18 protein-coding genes are annotated in these 21,542 nt (G+C 57.7%); 1 reads left to right on the top strand and 17 read right to left on the bottom strand.

The annotated features are described in order from the left end of the window. Nucleotide 1 precedes the first annotated feature (1 nt). The 15 genes from AC4OVS_RS08720 to AC4OVS_RS08650 all read right to left on the bottom strand — a co-directional run bounded on the left by AC4OVS_RS08720 (nt 2) and on the right by AC4OVS_RS08650 (nt 17,224). The gene (locus AC4OVS_RS08720; RefSeq protein WP_022648498.1) at nt 2–1,585 is read right to left on the bottom strand and encodes an MFS transporter; all 1,584 of its coding nucleotides are present in this window, start codon (nt 1,583–1,585) and stop codon (nt 2–4) included. A 261-nt stretch (nt 1,586–1,846) separates the two neighbouring features. Further along, entirely contained in the window at nt 1,847–2,239 is a 393-nt protein-coding gene (gene flhE, locus AC4OVS_RS08715; RefSeq protein ID WP_161177039.1) for a flagellar protein FlhE, read from the bottom strand. Beyond that, nucleotides 2,239–4,317: a flagellar biosynthesis protein FlhA gene (gene flhA, locus AC4OVS_RS08710; protein WP_003859723.1), complete on the bottom strand. Its 2,079-nt coding sequence runs from the start codon at nt 4,315–4,317 to the stop codon at nt 2,239–2,241. Before flhA ends, flhE begins: the two co-directional genes overlap by 1 nt. After that, complete coding sequence (flhB, locus tag AC4OVS_RS08705) at nt 4,310–5,458, bottom strand: flagellar biosynthesis protein FlhB (RefSeq protein ID WP_022648500.1); 1,149 nt, start codon at nt 5,456–5,458, stop codon at nt 4,310–4,312. The genes flhA and flhB overlap by 8 nt, the downstream gene beginning before the upstream one ends. Nucleotides 5,459–5,607: 149 nt before the next feature. After that, entirely contained in the window at nt 5,608–6,252 is a 645-nt protein-coding gene (cheZ, locus tag AC4OVS_RS08700; RefSeq protein ID WP_022648501.1) for a protein phosphatase CheZ, read from the bottom strand. A gap of 10 nt (nt 6,253–6,262) precedes the next feature. After that, on the bottom strand, nt 6,263–6,652 hold the full coding sequence (cheY, locus tag AC4OVS_RS08695) for a chemotaxis response regulator CheY (RefSeq protein WP_000763862.1): 390 nt from the start codon (nt 6,650–6,652) through the stop codon (nt 6,263–6,265). A gap of 17 nt (nt 6,653–6,669) precedes the next feature. After that, nucleotides 6,670–7,719, bottom strand: coding sequence for a protein-glutamate methylesterase/protein-glutamine glutaminase (locus tag AC4OVS_RS08690; protein ID WP_014884341.1), 1,050 nt, complete (start codon nt 7,717–7,719; stop codon nt 6,670–6,672). Then, nucleotides 7,716–8,582: a protein-glutamate O-methyltransferase CheR gene (cheR, locus tag AC4OVS_RS08685; RefSeq protein WP_017384409.1), complete on the bottom strand. Its 867-nt coding sequence runs from the start codon at nt 8,580–8,582 to the stop codon at nt 7,716–7,718. Before cheR ends, AC4OVS_RS08690 begins: the two co-directional genes overlap by 4 nt. 19 nt (nt 8,583–8,601) lie before the next feature. Further along, the gene (gene tap / locus AC4OVS_RS08680; RefSeq protein WP_491922322.1) at nt 8,602–10,203 is read right to left on the bottom strand and encodes a methyl-accepting chemotaxis protein IV; all 1,602 of its coding nucleotides are present in this window, start codon (nt 10,201–10,203) and stop codon (nt 8,602–8,604) included. A gap of 44 nt (nt 10,204–10,247) precedes the next feature. Further along, complete coding sequence (tar, locus tag AC4OVS_RS08675; RefSeq protein WP_023306492.1) at nt 10,248–11,915, bottom strand: methyl-accepting chemotaxis protein II; 1,668 nt, start codon at nt 11,913–11,915, stop codon at nt 10,248–10,250. Nucleotides 11,916–12,001: 86 nt separating this feature from the next. Continuing rightward, entirely contained in the window at nt 12,002–12,964 is a 963-nt protein-coding gene (locus AC4OVS_RS08670; RefSeq protein WP_023300457.1) for a Csu type fimbrial protein, read from the bottom strand. After that, a complete protein-coding gene (locus tag AC4OVS_RS08665; protein ID WP_491922321.1) occupies nt 12,961–15,345 on the bottom strand; it encodes a fimbria/pilus outer membrane usher protein in 2,385 nt (794 codons plus the stop codon). Before AC4OVS_RS08665 ends, AC4OVS_RS08670 begins: the two co-directional genes overlap by 4 nt. Further along, the gene (locus tag AC4OVS_RS08660) at nt 15,321–16,082 is read right to left on the bottom strand and encodes a fimbrial biogenesis chaperone (protein ID WP_023300459.1); all 762 of its coding nucleotides are present in this window, start codon (nt 16,080–16,082) and stop codon (nt 15,321–15,323) included. The genes AC4OVS_RS08665 and AC4OVS_RS08660 overlap by 25 nt, the downstream gene beginning before the upstream one ends. 16 nt (nt 16,083–16,098) lie before the next feature. Then, entirely contained in the window at nt 16,099–16,644 is a 546-nt protein-coding gene (locus tag AC4OVS_RS08655) for a Csu type fimbrial protein (protein ID WP_063849179.1), read from the bottom strand. 7 nt (nt 16,645–16,651) lie between these two features. Continuing rightward, on the bottom strand, nt 16,652–17,224 hold the full coding sequence (locus AC4OVS_RS08650; RefSeq protein ID WP_022648508.1) for a spore coat protein U domain-containing protein: 573 nt from the start codon (nt 17,222–17,224) through the stop codon (nt 16,652–16,654). Nucleotides 17,225–17,651: 427 nt separating this feature from the next. Here AC4OVS_RS08650 and AC4OVS_RS08645 point away from each other — a divergent pair, with 427 nt between their 5' ends. Continuing rightward, entirely contained in the window at nt 17,652–18,911 is a 1,260-nt protein-coding gene (locus AC4OVS_RS08645; RefSeq protein ID WP_032624032.1) for a dicarboxylate/amino acid:cation symporter, read from the top strand. Between the two features lie 96 nt (nt 18,912–19,007). Here the strand turns inward: AC4OVS_RS08645 and cheW are convergent, their stop codons facing one another. Then, complete coding sequence (cheW, locus tag AC4OVS_RS08640; protein WP_003859699.1) at nt 19,008–19,511, bottom strand: chemotaxis protein CheW; 504 nt, start codon at nt 19,509–19,511, stop codon at nt 19,008–19,010. A gap of 19 nt (nt 19,512–19,530) precedes the next feature. After that, nucleotides 19,531–21,540: a chemotaxis protein CheA gene (cheA, locus tag AC4OVS_RS08635; protein ID WP_023300462.1), complete on the bottom strand. Its 2,010-nt coding sequence runs from the start codon at nt 21,538–21,540 to the stop codon at nt 19,531–19,533. Nucleotides 21,541–21,542 lie beyond the last annotated feature (2 nt).

Here is a 21,542-nt window from a genome sequence, read left to right as displayed (position 1 = left end):
CTTAACCTCTGTTGTATGTCGAATTCAGTACCGCACGATCCTTCAGTGAAGGGGCCGCCGGCTTGTTGCGATTCAGGTAACCGATATTGTTGTTGCCCCACAGGGATTCATACGGCATACCGGCCAGCATCTCCACGGTGGCGCGGGCCTGCGGGGTCGCCGCCTCCGGCATCGCATGGCCGGACTCGCGCATTTTCGCGGTCTCTTCACGCAGGGTGCTGTGGGTCTGCAAATTGAGTTTGAAGCGCAGGGAGACCAGGAAGCCGCAGAACAGTACCAGAATGGTGCCGACGCTCAGGATCATCAGGATAGTGTGGCTCACTTCCGCAGGCTGCACTTTTTGACCGCTGACAAAGCCAGACATCTGCATCACGATCCCCACCAGCATTACCGCACCGGCCTGGGACGCTTTACGGGTCAGCGTCATGATGCCCGCGAAGATCCCTTCGCGACGCTGACCGGTGATCACTTCGTCCACATCAGCAATGTAGGTGTAGGTATTCCACGGTACGTAGTTGATACCCCCGCGGCCAAGACCGGCAACCGCAGAGATCAGCAGCAGCAGAGCGTAAACGTCGCTCAGGCCCGCGTAATAAAGCACCGCGTAAGAGAGCGAGGCCAGGCCAAACAGCACGACCACCATGCGGTAAGACGGCGCAGGTCCGAAGCGAATGCACAGCGGGATCATGCCAATCACGGCGAGGAACTGGAAGATGGCCATCGTGCCCAGCAGGTTGGACGCCATGGATGCTTCCTGCATCAGTACAAACACCACGTAATAGGTGAATACGGCGTTGAACACATCCTGGGCAATATAGCCGCCGAGATACATGCCCAGATGCTGGCGGAAAATCTTGATACGCAGCGTCGAACTTAATTCGACAAAAAGACGATTCAGGCTCTGTCCCAGGGTCAGCTTTTTCTTCTCTTCTTCAGCGCGCAGGGCTGCTTCAGACCACTCTTCCCGCGGACGCTCCCAGGTGAAGAACCAGACGAAAGTAAGCATCAGCGCGCAGAGTACGGAGAAGACCAGGCTTGCATAGAAGAAGGAGATCGCGTTGTCTTTGCCGAAATGCGTGAGCAGGATCCCCGGCAGGAAGGAGGCCAGAATGGCGGACATCTGGGCCATGGAGATACGCGCCCCGGAGAATTTGGTTTTTTGTTTGAAATCGTCAGTCATTTCCGGCACCAGCGTTTCATACGGCACCAGAATCATGGTGTAAACAATATCAAAGATCAGATACGTCAGCAGGTAATACCAGAAACTCATGTCCCCTACCCACATCAGCGAGTAGCTGAAAACGCAGGGAATACCGAGCAGGATGAAGAACTTACGCCGGCCAAAACGCTTACCCAGCCAGGTGGTACCAAAATTATCGGTTAAGAAGCCCATTAACGGACTGACAACCGCATCCAGCACCCTTGCGGCGGCGAAGATAAAGGTTGCTTCAATCGGTGTGAGTCCACAGAAGGTCGTATAAAAATACAAAAGCCAGGCGGCCGTCAGGGCGGTAGTCCCCGCTCCGAGGAAGTCCCCTGAACCGTAAGCAAGATAATTTGCGAGTCCAATTTTACGTGTTTTCATTGCCGTCAACCCTAATCAGTTTTGGGAGACTCCCTGTAAGCAAACCTCGTCCGGGAGCTTTTACACGGCTACAGTAAAAGTATCGACCTGGTGAAACCTTTCTGTTTCTGCCATCACAGGGTGGTGAATGGCAAAAATGCAAAGAGTGTCAATACGCGTGTCACTGATTTATAAAACAGCGTTTCTTTTGTATCAAAAGGGAAGGTCAATTTTGCGAGCCAGCCTTCAGAAATGCCTGAAGACTGGCGAAAAGGCGGGCAGTTAGCGGTAGTTGACGAGCACCTCGTTGCGCTGAACCTTCAGCGCCGGGATCAGACGTCCGCCGCCTGGCACTTCCCAGATAAAGCGTAAAGGTTCCTGAGCAGACACCCCGTTGAAGGCCTGGGTGATGCCATTTTGGCCCTCGATTTCCGCGCAGCGGGTCAGCGAGCACAGCCGCACCCGCAACCCGGCCGGTGTGGGTCCCGTCAGGGTGTAATTCCAGGCCACCAGCGTCATCTGCCCGGAGACGGGCTCAGAGGCTGACAGCGGACGGGAGGAGATCGACTCCCCCCGATGGTTGAGCGTTAAGCCGATGCTGCTGGCCTGCCATGCCCCCTCGCCTGCGGCCTGCACCGCCAGCGGGAAATATAAGATCCACAGCCACTTACGCATTATTTCCCTCCTATGGTCGCCGTCATGCGAATATTGCGGTTATCGGACAGCTCCATATTCGACAGCACCACCAGCTGGTTCAGGCTCCGGCGCAGGAAGCGCGACAGCAGCGGACGCAGCGCATGATTCACCAGCAGCACCGGCGGCGCGCCCAGCATCTCCTGACGCGCCAGCGCCTCCTGGGTTTGCGCCAGCAATCTGTCCGCCAGACCCGGCTCCAGCCCGCCACCGCCCTGTAGGGCCTGAAGCAGCAGACGTTCCAGCGGCGTGTCCAGGCCAATCACCTGCACTTCGCCGGTTCCCGGGAACCATTGCTGGGTTATGGCGCGCCCGAGCGCCACGCGCACCACCGCCGTCAGCTCATGTGGATCGCTCTGGAGCGGCGCATGCTCGGCCAGTGTTTCCAGAATGGTGCGCATATCGCGGATCGGCACCTTCTCATCGAGCAGATTTTGCAGCACTTTGTGCAGGGTGGTTAAGGTCAGCACGCCCGGCACCAAATCTTCGGTTAGCTTCGGCATCTCCTGCGTTACGCGGTCAAGCAGCTGCTGCGCCTCCTGACGTCCAAACAGTTCCGCGGAGAACTGGCCAATCAGATGGTTGAGGTGCGTCGCGACCACGGTACTGGCCTCAACAACCGTGTAACCCTGGATCTGCGCCTGCTCTTTCAGGGCGCTCTCAATCCAGATGGCCGCCAGACCAAAGGCCGGGTCGGTCGTCTGCTCACCCGGCAACGTGCCAGCGGCCGTGCCAGGGTTAATCGCCAGCCAGCGGCCGGGGTACGCATCACCGCTGCCGATTTCCACCCCTTTCATCAGGATGCGGTAGCGTGCGGGCGGGAGATCCATATTGTCCCGGATATGCACCACCGGCGGCAGGAAGCCCATGTCCTGGGCGAATTTTTTACGAATGCTGCGGATACGGCCAAGCAGTTCGCCATCCTGCTGGAAGTCCACCATCGGGATAAGGCGGTACCCCACTTCCATCCCCAGCGAATCTTCGAGCTGAACGTCGTTCCAGGTGGCTTCCACCGCCTGGGTGTTCTCAGGCATTTTGACCGGCGCTGGCTCTGCCTTAGGCTGCGTTTCGCGGCCACGCATCCACCAGGCAAGGCCCAGCAGCGCGGCAGTGAACAGCAGGAATACCAGGTTTGGCATGCCCGGCACCATACCGAGCAGGCCCAGTACCGCCGCGGAGAGCAGCATAACGCGCGGGTTGCTGAACAACTGCCCCACCATCTGCTCGCCTACATCCTGATCGGTGCTGACGCGGGTCACAATTACGCCCGCCGCGGTGGAGATCACCAGTGCCGGGATCTGCGCCACCAGACCATCACCAATGGTCAGCAGCGTATAGCTTTCCGCTGCGTGGCCCATGTCCATGCCGTGTTGCAGCACGCCGACCAGCAGGCCGCCGACGACGTTAATCACCATGATCAGAATGCCCGCGATGGCGTCACCGCGCACAAACTTACTCGCACCGTCCATGGAGCCGTAGAAATCTGCCTCCTGGGTCACTTCGGCACGGCGTTTTTTTGCTTCATCTTCCGCAATCAGCCCGGCATTCAGGTCGGCGTCGATTGCCATCTGCTTGCCCGGCATCCCGTCGAGCACGAAGCGCGCGCCCACTTCTGCGATACGCCCCGCCCCTTTAGTGATAACCATGAAGTTGATAATCACCAGAATGACGAACACCACGATACCGATGGCGAAGTTGCCGCCCACCAGGAAGTGACCGAAGGCTTCGACCACCTTTCCCGCCGCCGCCGCGCCGGTGTGCCCTTCCATCAGGATGATACGCGTGGAGGCAACGTTCAGCGCGAGGCGCAGCAGCGTGGTGAACAGCAGGATCGTTGGAAACGCGGCGAACTCCAGCGTGCGCTGGGTGAACATCGCCACCAGCAGCACCATGATGGACAACGCAATGTTGAAGGTGAAAAGCAGGTCGAGGATAAATGCCGGTAACGGCAGCACCATCATCGACAGAATTAGCAGGATCAGAATCGGTCCGGCAAGGATCTGCCATTGCGTCGATTTCAGGTTGCCGGGCAGGCGCAACATTGCCACCAGATTAGCCATCAGTGTCCTTCTCGTTCAAAAAATCCAGTGCTTCAGGCACCGGAAGGTTCTCAGGTTTTACAGGTCGTTGACCGCCCGCTAAACGCCAGCGTTTCAGTTGCCACACCCAGGCCAGCACCTCTGCGACAGCGGCGTAGAGCTGGCCCGGGATCTGTTGTCCAATTTCCGCGTGGCGATACAGCGCACGGGCTAATGGCGGTGCTTCAAGGATCGGTACGCGGTTTTCCGTCGCGATCTCACGAATGCGCAGCGCAATCAGCCCGGCCCCTTTCGCCACCACTTTCGGTGCGCTCATTTTGTTTTCGTCGTACTGAAGCGCCACGGAGTAGTGGGTCGGGTTAGTGACAATCACATCGGCTTTCGGCACATCTTCCATCATGCGACGACGCGCGGCAGCACGTTGCATCTGGCGGATACGGCCCTTGACGTGCGGGTCGCCTTCCATCTGTTTATATTCATCGCGAATATCCTGACGCGACATTCGCAGCTTCTTGATATGGGAAAAGATCTGGAAGATAACGTCGAACGCCACCATCGGAATAATGCTGAGAACCACCAGCAGCGAGCCTAATCCGACCAGGTTCAGGGCATTCTTCATCGCCGTCATGGGGGATTCACTGATCAGACGCATCATCTCCGGCCAGTGGTGCCACAGAAAAAACCCGGCAGCACTGCCCATAAGAAGCGATTTCAGGATCGCTTTAAGAAGCTCAGCCCCGGTTTGAGCTGAAAACATTTTCGCAATACCGGGTAGCGGGTTGAGCTTGGAGAATTTCGGTTGCAGCGATTTACCGCTGAACACCAGGCCACCGAGCATGACCGGCGAAACAAGAGCCACGATGACCACCCCGGCAATCAACGGCAGCAGAGCGATCATGGCGCTTTTTACCAGGTTGATGATCTGAATGAGGATCAGATTGGGGTCATTGACCATGCTGTGATCAAAACGTAAGCCAGCAGAGAGCATTCCCGCCAGTCTGCGGGCAAGCATCTCCCCGCCCCACCAGATTATGCAGACGCCCACCACCAGGATCAGCAGGGAGGTCAGCTCTCGGGATCGGGGGATCTGCCCATCCTCACGGGCTTTTTCAAGTCGGTGGGGTGTGGGGGCTTCTGTTTTGTCGTCGTTCTCTTCTGCCACTGTGCCTGCTCGCAGCCCATTAATTCACGGGTATCATGCCAGCGCAGAGAAAATCCAATGGCGGGAAAAGCCCGTTTATTCGGGCTCTTTTCGCTGTTTTTGTTCTGAACAACCTCAGGCCGCGTTCACAGCCTGAGGCAGAAGGGCAATCAGAAACCAAGACTGTCCAGCAGATCGTCCACCTGATCCTGGCTTGCCACCACGCCCGCTTTGCTGGTGTCAAGCTGTGGACCATTGAGCAGGCTTTCGTTCTCGCGTTTCGGACGGGCAGCCGGTTCCGGAATATTTTCCAGCAGCACCATCAACAGCTGACGTTCAATCTCCTGAATCACATCCATCATGCGCTTGATCACCTGGCCGGTGAGGTCCTGGAAATCCTGCGCCATCATGATGTCCAGCAGTTGCGCATTGGTGAAGCTGGTGTGCCCTGGCACATCGCCCAGGAACTGACGGGTGTCCGTTACCAGTTCGCGGGCATCCGCCAGCTCAATGGGGTTCTCAAACCACTCATCCCAGCGTTGGGTCAGCGCTTTCGCCCCCTTCTCCATCGCATCCTGGTGCGGCTGTGACGCCTCAACGCTGTTCAGCGCTCGCTCGGCCGCCTGCGCGGTCATCTGCACCACGTAGTCCAGACGGTCGCGCGCGTCGGGGATGGCTTCCGCCGCTTCGGCGATAGCCTGGTCCAGCCCCAGCTCACGGAGGCTGTCGCGCAGCATGCGGGTCAGGCTACCAATACGGGCAATAATGTCGCTCGGCGAATGTTCTTCAACGGGTTTCATAGCAGGTTGCAACATTTCAATCACCTCACATGCCGAGTTTCTCGAAGATCTTCCCGAGCTTCTCTTCCAGAGTCGCCGCGGTGAATGGCTTCACCACGTAGCCGCTTGCGCCCGCCTGTGCAGCGGCAATAATGTTCTCTTTCTTCGCTTCTGCGGTCACCATCAGCACCGGCAGAGAGGCCATGCCTGCATCCGCGCGGATGGTTTTCAGCAGTTCGAGACCGTCCATGTTCGGCATGTTCCAGTCGGAAATCACAAAACCAAACCCGCCAGCCTGGAGTTTGTTCAGCGCATCCACCCCGTCTTCTGCTTCTTCAACGTTGTTGAAGCCTAGCTCTTTTAGCAGGTTGCGCACAATGCGACGCATGGTGGAAAAGTCATCCACAACCAAAAACTTAAGCTCTTTATCCGCCATAAAATAATACTCCTGAGTCAAATACGTATTGCCTGTCCGGCACTGATTTTCGCCAGCATCTGCTGGCTTACCTGGCTAAGATCGACCACTTCGCTTACGCCACCCATATTGATGGCCTCGCGCGGCATGCCGAACACCACACAACTTGCTTCATTCTGCGCAATCGTCCAGGCGCCAGCCTGGTGCATCGCGAGCATTCCGGCGGCGCCGTCGTTGCCCATCCCCGTCAGGATCACCCCCACGGCGTTGCGCCCCGCATGTTTCGCCACCGAATGAAACAGCACATCCACCGACGGACGGTGCCGGTTAACCGGCGGCCCGTCATGAATTTTGATTTGATAGTTCGCCCCGCTGCGCGCCAGCTCCATATGTTTGTCACCCGGGGCGATATACGCGTGACCTGGCAGCACGCGCTCGCCGTCTTCCGCCTCTTTCACGCTGATCTGGCACAGCTTATTCAGGCGCTCCGCGAATGAGCGGGTAAACCCCGGCGGCATATGTTGCGTAATCAGGATACCCGGGCTTGAGAGCGGCAATGGCTGGAGTACATGGCGAATTGCCTCTGTTCCTCCGGTTGACGCCCCAATGACCAGCAGTTTTTCCGAGCTGAGTAACGGTCCGGCCTTCAGGGTTGCCGGCGCGGCCATCGGCTTGTGGGCCGCCAGTTTTGCGCGCGACGCGGTACGGATTTTCTCGGCGATCATCTCGCTGTACGCCAGCATCCCCTCGCGAATGCCGAGCTGCGGCTTGGTGACAAAATCCACCGCCCCCAGCTCCAGCGCGCGCAGGGTGATTTCTGAACCTTTACCGGTCAGAGATGACACCATCACCACCGGCATCGGGCGCAGGCGCATTAATTTTTCCAGGAAATCGATGCCATCCATGCGTGGCATTTCGACATCCAGCGTCAGCACGTCGGGGTTATATTTTTTGATTAAATCCCGCGCGACCAGCGGATCGGGCGCTGTTGCCACCATCTCCATATCGCTGTGGCTATTGATGATTTCGGTCATGATCTGACGCATCAGCGCAGAATCATCGACAGACAATACCCTGATTTTACTCATGCTTTTTCCTTACTCAGCGCATAAACCGTTTGCCCACGCAGGCTAAACTCACGCACGAGGTTGCTGAAGTTTTCCGAGTGCCCGGCAAACAGTAAACCGTCAGGCTTGAGCAACGGAACAAAGCGACGCAGAATGTCCTGTTGCGTCGTTTTATCAAAATAGATCATCACGTTACGGCAAAAAATGGCGTCGAATGGCCCCGGCACGTTGTACTGCTTATCCAGTAAATTAACGGGAGCAAATTCCACGCAGTTCGCCAGCTCCTGGCGTACGCGCACCAGTCCTTCATGCGGGCCGGTACCGCGCATGAAGTAACGCTGTAGCTGCTGAGGAGACAGCGTTTTTAGTTCATCCTGGCGATAAACGCCGTTACGGGCTTTTTCCAGCACTTCGGTGTCGATGTCGCTGGCGTACACTTTCCAGCGGCCCGGCGCCATTCCCAGGGTGTCTGCAAGGGTGATGGCCAGCGAGTACGGCTCTTCCCCGGTAGAGGCTGCCGCGCTCCAGACGCGATACTCTCCGCTACGGCGACGGGCGTGTTCCGCCAGCACCGGGAAGTGATGCGCCTCGCGGAAAAACGCGGTCAGGTTGGTGGTTAATGAGTTGATAAATGCCTGCCATTCGGCGCTGTTCTGGTTCGCTTCGAGCATGCTCAGATAGCGGCCAAAATCATCCAGCCCCAGCGTGCGCAAGCGCCGCACCAGCCGGTTGTAGACCATGTCTCGCTTATGGTCCGCAAGCACGATCCCCGCACGCTGGTAGATTAACTGACATATCCGACGAAAATGCGCGTCGGACAGCGCGAGGCGCTGTGTCATCTGCAACAATAATGACGTTTGCCCTGAGGGCATGGGTGATGTCATAGCGCCTTCTCAATCACATTCAGGATACAACGGGTACGGCCTGTGACCGTCCGACTTCTGTTACTGCTTCAACGTGCTCTTTCACATTAAATACGGCGACCAACCCGGTAAGGTGATCCGCCTGGTTTGCCAGCTGATCGGTAGCCGCCGCCGCCTCTTCCACCAGTGAGGCGTTCTGCTGCGTAACCTGATCCATCTGTGTAACGGCCTGCGCCACCTGCTCAATACCACGGCGTTGTTCATCAGACGCCGAGGCAATCTCGCCCATAATGTCGTTAACCCGCGTCACGGAGGTGACAATCTCGTGCATGGTCTGCGCGGCGGTATCCACCAGCGCGGAGCCCTGCTGAACGCGGGAGACCGACTCTTCTATCAGCCCTTTGATCTCTTTCGCCGCGTTGGCGCTGCGACTGGCGAGGTTTCGGACTTCACCGGCAACCACCGCGAACCCGCGCCCCTGCTCTCCGGCACGCGCCGCTTCAACGGCCGCGTTCAGCGCCAGAATATTGGTCTGGAACGCGATACCGTCGATGACGCTGATAATGTCGCCAATTTTCTGCGAGCTGGCGGCAATCTGCTGCATCGTGCTGGCGACGTGAGAAGCCTGGTCGCCCCCACGTTTCGCCGTCATCGCCGCCTGTTTTGACAAGTCGGACGCCTGACGCGCGTTATCGGCGTTCTGGCTTACCGTCGCGGTCAGTTGCTCCATGCTGGCCGCCGTCTGCGCCAGCGATGCCGCCTGCTGTTCGGTGCGGGATGAGAGATCGTTATTGCCTGCCGCAATCTCGGAGATCCCGGTATGCATGGCGTAACTGCCCTGACGAACGTTGCTTACGGTTTCCCGCAGCGAACTCTGCATCGCCTTCAGGCTGGCGAAAATCGCTGATATTTCATTCCTGCCATACACGGCCACCGGACGCGCCAGGTCGCCCTTCGCCATACTGTCGAAGTGGCTGCTGACGATCGCCAGCGGCTGGACGATCATTTTGCGCGACCACCACAGCGAGCCGCCGGTCAGCAGGGCGGCCAGGATCACCATGGTCAGGAAAATCACCCCTGACATGCGGTAGCTGGTACGGCTGTCCGCACCGGCACGCGCCACAAACTGGTTAATATCCTGCTGCCATGCGTTAAAGCTGTCGTCATATGCCGCCTGAGACGCCTGCACCGGCGCGGTCAGGAAGTCAGAAAGCTGGTTGTTCTCCAGCCACGTCGCCTGATGGTCGAGATCGCCGTACCACACATCAAAGTTCTTTTTCATGGCGACCTTCAGCGTTTTCTCTTTCTCACTCACCGCCTCCTGCGCCGTAAACGCCTTAAACTGCGCGTCGGCCTGCTTCAGGCTGCTGCGGGCCACGACCATCAGCGCCTTAATATCATCCGGCGGATAGCTCAGCGCGGTTAACGTCCCTGCTTTGTTCAGCGCAGTGCTTGCCTGTAACAGCACGGCACGCGTTTGTGCCAGTGCGGAGCGCTGCTGATTACTCGTCTCAACTTCCTGCAAATTCTGATAGCCATCGCGAAACGCCCAGAAAGACAACCCGTTACTGCCAACCTGCAAAACCCCACACAGGATCAGAATCAAAAACAGTGTGGTCGAGATACGAATACGATTTAACATCCACGCTCCCATCAAGCGGCAAGCAGCCGCGGTTTAATTGTCAGTCAAAATGTTTCCCAGTTTTCATCTTGTCCGGTCACCGCTGCGCGCGTAGGTGTTGTCACGGGCGCCGGGGTTGCTTCGCTGTACGCCGACCGCGAGCTGACCGTATTTGTTGTTTTTGAAGTAAGACGGAACGCCGAGACGGCCATTTTCAGGCGGCTCGCCTGATCCTCAAGCGCAGCGGCCGCGGCAGCGGACTCCTGCACCAGGGCGGCGTTTTGCTGCGTCACACGATCCATTTCCGATACCGCCAGAGCGACCTGGTCAATACCACGACTCTGCTCATCCGATGCAGAGGCGATTTCACCCATGATGTCCGTCACGCGCGTCACGGCATTCACGATGTCATTCATGGTTTCACCCGCACTTTCCACCAGCACCGAGCCGGTATCCACGCGTGAAACAGAGTCTTCAATCAGGGCTTTGATCTCTTTCGCCGCATTGGCGCTGCGGCTGGCGAGGTTACGTACTTCGCCAGCGACCACGGCAAACCCACGTCCCTGCTCGCCCGCACGCGCCGCTTCAACGGCCGCGTTCAGCGCGAGAATGTTGGTCTGGAAGGCGATGCCGTCGATAACGCTGATGATATCGGCGATTTTCTTCGAGCTGTCGGCAATGTCATGCATGGTTTTCACCACGCCGTCGACCACCCGACCGCCGCGCTGGGCGGTGTCGGACGCGCTTTCTGCAAGCTGCGACGCCTGACGGGCGTTGTCGGCATTCTGCTTCACGGTCGCGGTGAGCTGCTCCATGCTGGCCGCCGTCTCTTCCAGAGCGGACGCCTGCTGTTCGGTACGGGACGAGAGATCGTTGTTGCCCATCGCGATTTCACTCGTGCCGGTATAGATGGCATCCGCCCCCTCGCGCACGTTGGCGACGGTATCAATCAGCGAACGCTGCATATGGTCGACGCTGGTCGCCAGCTCGGTGATCTCGTTGCGACCAGAAACGGTCAGCGTTTTCGTGAGATCGCCCCGGCCAATATCGCGGATATGGGCAATGACGCGGCCAAGCGGATTAAGAAGGATATGACGAATGCCGTACCACACGGCCACCAGCACGATAACCAGCGCGAGGGCGAGCACCGCCATCTGCCATTTCGCGAAACGGTAGTCGTTCTGGCTTTGCGTAAAGGCGGAGTGATAAAGCTCGCCGCTGGCTTTGGCGTACTCGCCGAGCGCCGCGCCGAGTGCGTTCTGCATGCCCTGGGTCGGCTGCGCGAAATAGGCATCCATATTGCCCTTCTCCAGGAACTGCACCAGCTCCGTGAGGCCGGCGAAGTAGGCCAGATATTTTTCATCTATGTTCGCGCTCGCCTGCGCCATTGCGGGCTGAGGGGCGATTTTTTTGAAGGCCTCGTAATGTTTCGCCGCGTCTGCCAGGGTGGCGCGCGCATTCTTCAGCAGTTCCGTTTTTGCGCTGCTCTGCTGGTTGTTCGGATCCATCATCATGCGGGCAGACGAGCGGCTCAGATTGATACGCGTCTGCAACATCAGATCCCAGGTTGTGGTCAGTTCGCTTTGCTGCATCCGCAAATCGTTCGAGGCCGCGAAGCTGTCCTGGTTCTGTTTTAACGAGGAGAAAAAGAGGCCGCCAGAAATAAGCTGAAGAAGTGCGAAAATGACCAGCACCATCATAAGCATTGTGACAACGCGGATACGGTTCAACATACAACACCTTCTCATCGATTGATTAACGGTGTTATCGGCAGGGGCCACGGGAACTTTACATTTGCGAAAGGGAAAAGCGCGGGGAGTCAGAACGCGACGTCAACGATCAGCGTGTCGGTGTAGGTTCCGGCAGGCGGCGTGGCCTGGCTGGTCAGGACCTTAGCGCTGTAGTTATAGGTGCGTAAAAGCCCGTCGGTACTGACCTGGGATGAGCTGGCGCTGGCCCAGCGCTCGCTGCCACTGCCGCCCCAGCGGTTGCTGGTCGCCTCTTTATAGATGTCGTAACTCATAAAATTGCTGCCGCTAACCATACGACGAACGTTGTTCAGGGCGTTTGCTCCATTATTAATGCCTATGGTGTAGGTGCTGCCCTTGGTGCAGGTGACGGCGATCGACTGCGAAACGGTGGGAAAATTTTGCACCAGCGGCGCGCTGTTAAAATTCACGTCCGGCGTGGTCATCGTGCTGCAATCGTTGGTGACGGTCATGTTGAGGAGAATGGAGGTAGTTGCCGTGCCGGTTTGCGGGGTCAGGCATAGCCCGCCCGCGCCAACGGCGCACACGTTGTAGTTGATGCTGAACGTTAACAACACCTGGTACGGCCCGGCCGTGACGTTCTGCCCCGGCACAGTACGGAAATAAAGCGGAATGTTGTAGCGCCTTGACCCCAGCAGCCCGAGCAGGGTGTTGCCATTCCAGGTATAGGTTTTGCTGATTTGTACTTCACTGTTTCCGCCGCAGCCAGTGGCACCGCACAGGCGCGTGGGGATAACGTCCGCGATGGCCGCATTATCGGTACGTTTCATGGTGGCGCGGCTGTTGGCGGCTATCGACGCCGAGGTGTAGGTCAGCGTCACCGAGTCGTTGGTTAGCAGGTTGAGGACCGTATCGCAGGACACCACCAGCGTGCCGGTGGTTTGCACCTCCCCCGTACTGCTCAGGGCGAATGAGGTGACGCTGCCAAACGAGGCGTTCACCGTACTGACGGTGCAGGCCGCCCAGCCGCTGCCCGAGAACAGCAACAGTATGGCTATCAACAGGCGTTTCACGGTGCCTCCCGGCAGGTCAGCGGACCGTAGGTTTGCAGCTTATGCTCGGGATTTGCGCCCACGTTCAACGTTGCGATACAGCGTTTACCGTCCGGGGTGATGACCTCCAGAGGATTCACATCGTTGAGGTTTTCCAGCCAGGCGAGGCCGTCGTAGCCAACAACCGCGCTACTGCGGGACGCGCGTTTGACCTGGCTTCCCACCGGGATCGCATTGCCCTGCGTGTCATGCAGGATCACGCTGGCAACCCGCTCCTGCTCCATCGGGAAATCCACCAGATAACCGTTATGCCGACGAATCGCCACCCGACGCTCGGTCTCTTTCAGCCGGGTATCCGCAGGTAAGTTCAGGGTATCAATGCGGTAGCTTGCCGGGTAATAGGCGGAAACGCCGCTGACCAGCAGATAACCTTTATTATTGGTTTTACCAACCGGCTGGTTCTCGTAGCTGACGGGTACGTCCGGATGTCCGTCGGTGCTTATCACCACAAACGCATCGTTGATTTTGTTCGCCGCAAACAGCTCACCGTCCATCAGGACGACAGAGCCCATCGCCTCGCCCCACCAGGTCATCATCCCCTTCTCACCGTAGCCGCCGCCCTGAAGCTCAACATTGTTATTCCGCCAGCCGAGCGTGGCCTGTTGATAGTTACTCGACCGCGACTGGTTGGCCCAGGCCATGTTCCAGCTAAAGCCGCCGTCAGACGGCATCGAGTGGTTGTAGTTAATGCGTTGAGTGCTGCCTGCGTCAGGCGTGTTTTCAAAGGTAACGGCGGCGCTGTCACGTTCGCCCAGAGGGACCTGCAACGACAGCGCAACCGTCCAGTCGTCCCGCTGCTGGTCACGGCTGGCCGCCAGGTAAATACTGCTTGAGCGCCACAGATTTCGGCTCCAGGAGAGGTTGAGCAGCTCGGTTTTCCGGCTGTCAAAACTCTCCACGCCGATCCACGCCGCACCGATATTGCCGTAATCACCGAGGTTAAAGGTTAAGGAGTACTGGTCGGTATTGCGGCTCAGGCTGGCAACGGGGTTATCATATTCATCATAAACGGTGGGCTGATCGTACAGGGCGAGGTTGCCGAAGCCGCGGTCGCGTCGGGTATGCTGGGTCGCTACGCTAAACTCGCTGGTGCTGTACTGATAGCCCCAGTTCATCTGGCCCCCTTCGTCGCCGCGCATCCGGCTTTGGGTATAAGACGTGTTCACCACGCCAAAACGCCCGAGCTTCAGCACCGTGCCCGCGCCGCCGAGCGCCAGCGACTCCGCCCCTTCCGCATGCCCCTCCAGCGTCAGCCAGTCGGTCACCCCGTAGCGATACGATCCGCTGCCCGCCGCCGGGCCATAGTCAAAATTCTCTATACCGTAGTTGCGCCGCAGGCTGCCCAGCGTCACGGCGCCGTCGCTTAACCCCTGCTTCAGCAGATCGCTGCTGACATAAAACGGCAGCGTGGTGCTCACCTGACGTCCCAGCGCGTCGGTGGTGACCAGTACCGCATCCCCTGCGCCGTTGATGTACGGCAGGTTAGTGAGGGTAAACGGCCCCGGCTGAAGGCGGGTGGAGCCGGAACGGTAGCCATTAATAAAGAGATCGACCGAGGTCGGGACGGCCGCCTCACCGGAAAACGCCGGCAGCGGCCAGGTCACCAGATCCGGACGCAGGGAGAAGTCGCGCCCGTAGCTGATCCCGCCCATCCGCACGCTGGTGCTCCAGCTCAGCGCATCGCTGATGACGTCCCCGACGGTCCAGGTGGTGGCATCCTCCTCGTTGGTGATCAGCAGGGTTGAGTCATAGCGCACGTATCCTTCCTGCTGCCCGCTGCTTCCGGCGAAATTCTGTCGGGCGTACCCTGTCGAAGAAAACGAATAGTCTTCGTTGAAATAGCGGAACTCATGCCACACCGACGCCTGGCCGCCCGTGTGCTCGGTATGGTTGGTATAAACGTCGTAGTTGAGCAGCGCGCCCCGGCCATAATGCGGCTTGCTTTGCGCGCTCTGACCGCTAAACGACGTGATCCGCGCCGCAACCCAGTCCCGGGGGACCGTCAGCATGAGCCGCTGGGCGCTGCTGTCATACTCTACGCGTACCGATGAGAGCGTTGAAAGGTTCACCTCTCCGGCAGGCACATGCTCCTGCGGCAGTCCGGCGCGAAGCAAATCCGCTCCTGAAATAAACCAGGCGCCCTCGCGCTGCGTCACCGGCACCACCAGACCCGTGTGATAGTGGTTCAGCACCAGGGCGAGCTGGAATACAGCTTCGCCGTTCATCGTCCGCGCGTCCGGCGGCGGCGGTAAACTGTCGTCGCCGGTTTCGGCAAATGCGCTGGTACTGACGCAAAGCAGGATCATCATCGCCGGTTTCAGTTGACGGGCGTCGATTGCCATTGCGTATCCCTGGCATTAATTTGCGCGCTCATCCGATTCGGCTGATAAATCCCTGCCGGAAGCGGCCAGCTTCGGGTGCTGCCTGGCAGCACATAACCCAGCAGCCCCTCGGCAACCGTGCGTTTTTGCCCGCCCTGCTCAACCGCAACCTGGCTGAGCCTGACGTGAACGTTCCCCTGATTGCGGACCTCAAGCGCGGGTTTCCCCTCCTCCTGAATGACCCGCCAGTTGAGCTGCTGAGTGTTCGCCAGCGCGTGATGCTCTCCTTCGTTGAGGGTGGGGATCCCCTGTCCATAAACAAATAAGGGAATGGAATAGCGCATTTGCAGTTTGAGGCCCATAGACGGTTCCGCTTTGGCATCCGGCTGGGGAATCTCATCCACAATGATGCGGTAGGCTTGCTCGACGCCGGACGGGATCGTCCCCTGCTTAATCAGGCGAATAAGCTGTTTACTGCCCTTAGCGATAGTCACGATCGGCGGGCTGGCGACCACATCCTGCTGGGCGGTGTAACGCTCATATCCGCCCTCCTGTTTCCAGCGCACAATGCGTATCTGCATTGTCGTGGCGCTGTTGCCCTGATTCTGGATCCACAATTCAGTTGCTCTGGCGTCTGCCGAAAGCCACGGATCGATAGGCCAAAGAAGAATGGTTGCGGCTGCTTGCGCCTTAACCGCTGTAAGGGCCGTTATCCCCAACAGACTCAACAGGCCTGACCGCCTGAAAAATGGCTTCATCAATGCTCTCCCTTTCCTACCATGACAAGGTCACGGTGAGTTGATCTGAATACGTTCCTGACGGGCTAAACCCGGTCAAAAGCGCGACGCCAAAAAGAGGCAGCGCGATGTTATTGCTGTTGGTATAGGTAATCGGTATTGCCTGGTTAACCCCAATTTCACTGTTTGCGGCCAGAGAGCTGCTGCTGTAGAGCCGGTAACCGACCACCTCTGTCCCGCCTGAACGCGTCATCCGCCGCACAGAGCTATAATTCTGACCGCCATTAATGCTCATACTTAGCGCCACACCCGGTGTGCAGGCGATGGACAACGCGCCGTCGGCAACAAAGCTGGTGCTGACCGGTGCGCTCTCCACGCCGCTGCGGGTCCCGAAATTCAGCGTACCGAAACGCCCGCCGGTGCCGGTGCTCACCGAGCATCCAGGCACAACCGTCGCGCTCACCCTGAATGACTGAGACGTCACCGCCCCGGCGTCTGGGATCAACATCAGCCCGACGAACAGGGTCAAAAAAGGGTGCACGACGCCCTCTGCGCTGTCGCGCAGACATAACAATGCCTTCATGGCTGAATCAGTAGGTGACGCTGACGTTAATCGTGTCGGTATAGGTTCCCGGTACGACCGTCACGCTATTGCCGCCGCCCGTAATGCGTGCGTAGAGGGTGTAGCTATCCACCCCACCCGCAGTAGAGGCGACCGGCAACGCGGCATTGTTCGCAACCACGTTGTTGTAACCACTATCGCTGAACAGGCTGTAGGCAACGCCCTGCGCCGCATTGGCGGTGTTGACCAGATAGCGGCCCGGCGTACCTGGGGTGCCGACAACGGTTCCGGGTGCGGTAGCGTTAGTGTTGCCGGTGATCGCCACCGTGTAACTGGCAGTGGTACATTGAATGGTAAAGGTGTTTCCTCCGCTGGCACCGGTTAACTGGGTTGTCAGGGTGGAGAATGTTGCAGGATGAGTGCCGAAATCGAGCGTCCCGAAGTTAATGCCGTTTTGCGTTGGCGAGCCGTTGATCAAGCAGCCGTTGGTCAGCGTCAACGTCGCGCCGATAGTGCCGCTACTGGTGACCGCGAGAGCCTGACCGACCGTTGCCGCCGTCAGCAGCGTGCCCGCGCAGATAAAAAGAAGTTTTCTTTTCATTTACCACCCTCCAGAAGAAATATAGGTTCGCTTGCCATATTTTATTCATACTGTTCAGTATGTTAGCCCCGCTTAAACATTCCCCGGCGCGGTTATTGAGAATTTAGTTTATGGTTAGCACTTCAACCACTTTCATCAAAAAGAGGGCAACCCCGCTCGAATTAACAGGTTATTAACAAACATTACAAAGGGTTAGCAAAAAAAAATGGGCATTATTCTTGCTTAACTTGAGGATATATCGCCTGTAGTGTGATCTGAGTCACAATATATCGTCATGATAAAAACAACGAATTTCATAAAAATTAAAAACAAGTTGTAACTCACGCAGCTTTACTTCAATTTATGCCCCGAATATTTTCCTGCGCTTAAATAAAAATTTTGTATGCATTGACGCAGGAAACTCTTTTAGCGCATAGAGGATCTTTTTGTGGCAAGTGCAAACAAACTCACGCTCTTCATTGTGATTTTCATGCTGGCGGGCATTCTTTCCGGTGCGGCGATCCATGAGTATGCTTCGTCCGACGCGATACAGGCCTGGTCGGAGAACATCACCCTGCTGACCGATATTTTCCTGCGGCTGATCAAGATGGTGATAGCCCCGCTGGTGTTCAGCACCCTGACGGTGGGCATTATGAGGCTGGGTGAAACGTCTACGATTGGGCGCGTCGGGGGTAAAGCGATGGTGTGGTTTATCAGCTCATCCGTACTTTCCATTCTGGTGGGGCTGTTTATTGTTACCCTTGAACAACCCGGCAGCGGTCTGAACCTGAGCATTCCGACAGAGACGGTTGATACCGGCCTGGCCGTGAGCGGGATGTCGCTGAAAGCCTTCCTGTCACACACCATTCCAACCAGCATTGCCGGCGCGATGGCGAACAATGAGATCCTGCAAATTGTGGTCTTCTCGATGTTCTTCGGCATTGGCGGCGCGTCACTGGGCCAAAAATTCAACGCCCCGCTGGTCGCGGCGCTGGATGTGGTATCCCACATTATGCTGAAGGTGACGGGCTACGTGATGTACGTTGCGCCGCTGGCCATTTTCGCGGCGATTTCGTCCGTCATTGCCACCCAGGGGCTGGGCATTTTGCTGAACTATGCCTCGTTTATTGGCGGTTATTATGTGGCGATCCTCCTGACCTGTCTTGTATTGCTGGCCGTGGGTTACATGGTACTGAAGAAAGAGATTTTCCGTCTGGTGGCGATGCTGAAAGATCCGGTGCTGGTGGCGTTTACCACCAGCAGCTCTGAAGCGGCATACCCAAAAACGCTGGAGCAGTTAGCGCGCTTTGGTTGTTCACGGAATATCGCCTCTTTCGTCCTGCCGATCGGCTACTCGTTTAACCTGGTCGGCTCCATGGTGTACTGCTCGTTCGCCTCAATGTTTATTGCCCAGGCGTACAACATTCACCTGAGTTTTACCGAGGTGACGGTGCTGATGTTAACGCTGATGCTGGCCTCGAAGGGCATTGCGGGCGTACCGCGCTCGTCGCTGGTGGTGCTGGCGGCAACCATTCCGAGCTTTAACATTCCGGTAGCCGGGATCCTGCTGCTGATGGGGATTGACCATTTCCTGGATATGGGGAGATCGGCCATTAACGTGCTGGGGAACGGGATTGCGACGGCGATGCTGTCGCAGAATGAAGGGGCGCGGGAAGCGGAGGCAGAGCTGGTGGAGCAGGAGGCGTAAAGATACAAAAGAGCCGGGTGGCGCTGGCGCGTACCCGGCCTACGTGTTCGAGCCATTTGTAGGCCGGGTAAGGCGAAGCCGCCACCCGGCATTATTTTATGCCACGTGATTCGCCGCAATATCCAGCAGCGCCATCTCTTCGCTGTTCAGCAGCTTCTCAATATTCACCAGAATCAGCATACGCTCGCCGAGCGCACCCAGCCCCGTCAGGTATTCCGTCGACAGCGTGACCGCAAACTCCGGCGCAGGACGGATTTGATCGGCGGTCAGCGACAGCACATCTGACACGCCGTCCACCACAATCCCCACCACGCGCTGCCCCAGATTCAGAACAATCACCACCGTGTTATCGTTGTACTCCACATCACCCTGGCTGAACTTCACGCGCAGATCCACGATAGGCACAATCACACCGCGCAGGTTGGTCACACCCTTGATAAACGCTGGCGTGTTCGCGATGCGCGTTACCTGATCGTACCCGCGAATTTCCTGCACTTTCAGGATGTCGATACCGTACTCTTCATCACCTAAAGTGAAAACCAGGAATTCCTGCCCAGATGGCTCGCCCGCCAGTTTCGTTACGTTACTCATACCGGTCATGTTATTACCTTTTACTTAATCAGGCGGCTGTGTTCGCCACACGTTGTTCACGATTTAATCCCTGAAGTGCCGATACATCGACGATCAGCGCGACGCTACCATCACCCAGTATGGTGGCAGCAGAGATCCCCGGCACTTTGCGGTAGTTACTTTCCAGGTTCTTAACCACCACCTGATGCTGACCAATCAGCTGATCGACCAGCAGCGCGTAGCGGCGTCCGGCGCTTTGCAGGATCACAACGATACCCTGCGTGGCCTCGGTTTTTGCCCCGTCCACTTCGAACACTTTCCACAGTTCCACCAGCGGCAGGTACTCGCCGCGCACTTCGAGCACGCGCTCGCCGCCCGCCAGCGGATGCAGATCTTCTTCGCGCGGCTGGAGGGATTCCATCACCGCGTTCAGCGGCAGAATAAAGACTTCATCCGCCACTTTAACGGACATGCCGTCAAGAATGGCCAGCGTCAGCGGCAGCAGGATACGGATCGTGGTGCCCGCGCCCTGCTTAGACTGGATCTCAACGTGACCGCCCATCTCCTGAATGTTACGTTTCACCACGTCCATGCCCACGCCGCGGCCGGAAACGTCGGTGACCTGCTCTGCGGTTGAGAAGCCCGGGGCAAAAATCAACATGCCCACTTCTTCGTCAGTCATGTTTTCGTTGACCGCCATGCCCTGCGAAATCGCCTTCGCCAGAATGCGCTCGCGGTTCAGGCCCGCGCCGTCATCGGTCACTTCGATGCAGATGTTGCCGCCCTGATGTTCTGCTGACAGGACCAGGTTGCCCACTGGCGATTTTCCGGCTGCCACGCGGTTTTCCGGCAGCTCAATGCCGTGGTCGAGGCTGTTACGCACCAGGTGCGTTAACGGGTCGATAATGCGTTCAATCAGGCTCTTATCCAGCTCGGTGGAGCTGCCCATCAGCGTGAGTTCGATCTGTTTGTTGAGCTTGCTGGCCAGGTCGCGCACCAGGCGCGGGAAGCGGCTGAAGACATATTCCATCGGCATCATACGGATGGACATCACCGATTCCTGCAAATCGCGGGCGTTACGTTGTAACTGGCCCATGCTGGTGATGAGATCGCCGTGGGTCACCGGGTCCAGCTCGTTGGAGCGCTGGGCCAGCATCGACTGGGTGATCACCAGTTCACCCACCAGGTTGATCAGCTGATCCACTTTCTCCACCGCCACGCGAATGCTTGTGGACTCGCTGGAACGCGCCGCCGGTTTTTCACCGCGGGCCGGGGCGGCCGTCTCTTTTGGCACGGCTTTCAGGGCCGGAGCAGCGGCAACTACCGCAGGGGCAATTTCTGCCGGCGCGGGCACTTCAACGGCCGCCGCCTCGGTTTCAAACGCAATTTGATCCGCTTCAATCACGAAGCACAGCACCGCCACAATGTCATCCTGACCGATCCCGCCGTCGAGCGTCGCGGCCAGGCTGTCTTTACCCTTCACCACGTTGCTGAGCGTCGCCAGGTTACCCAGCTCCTCTTCCAGCAGGTTGACCTCGTTCTCTTTCAGCCGTGACAGCACTACGCGCAATTTTCCTGCGGGCGCATCAGGCGCACTGTCTGGTTTGGCCGCGGCGTCAACAACGCTCAGTTTTGCCGCAGGGACAACGGGCGCAGACGCCTCACCTTTGGCTTCCAGCGCTAACTGACGCAGCGCGTTGCAGATGTATTCAAAGCTGGCGGCATCAGGCTCTGCCGAACTTTTATAGGCGTCGAGCTGTTCCTGCATAATATCTTTCGTTTCCAAAAACAGGTTGATAATGTCGGTATTGAGCTGCATCTCACCGCGTCGTGCTTCATCCAGCAGGTTTTCCATTAAATGGGTCGTTTCCTGCAAAATGGTAAATCCAAACGTTCCGGCTCCGCCTTTAATGGAATGCGCCGCACGGAAGATGGCGTTGAGCTGTTCTGAGTCCGGTGCCTCGGGCACCAGATCCAGCAAATGTTGCTCCATATCGGCCAACAATTCGTCGGCTTCATCAAAAAATGTCTGGTAAAAATCGGTAATATCCATGCTCACGC

Source organism: Enterobacter sp. 4974935 (genome assembly GCF_058661735.1).
This window is presented reverse-complemented; position numbering and strand designations above follow the sequence as displayed.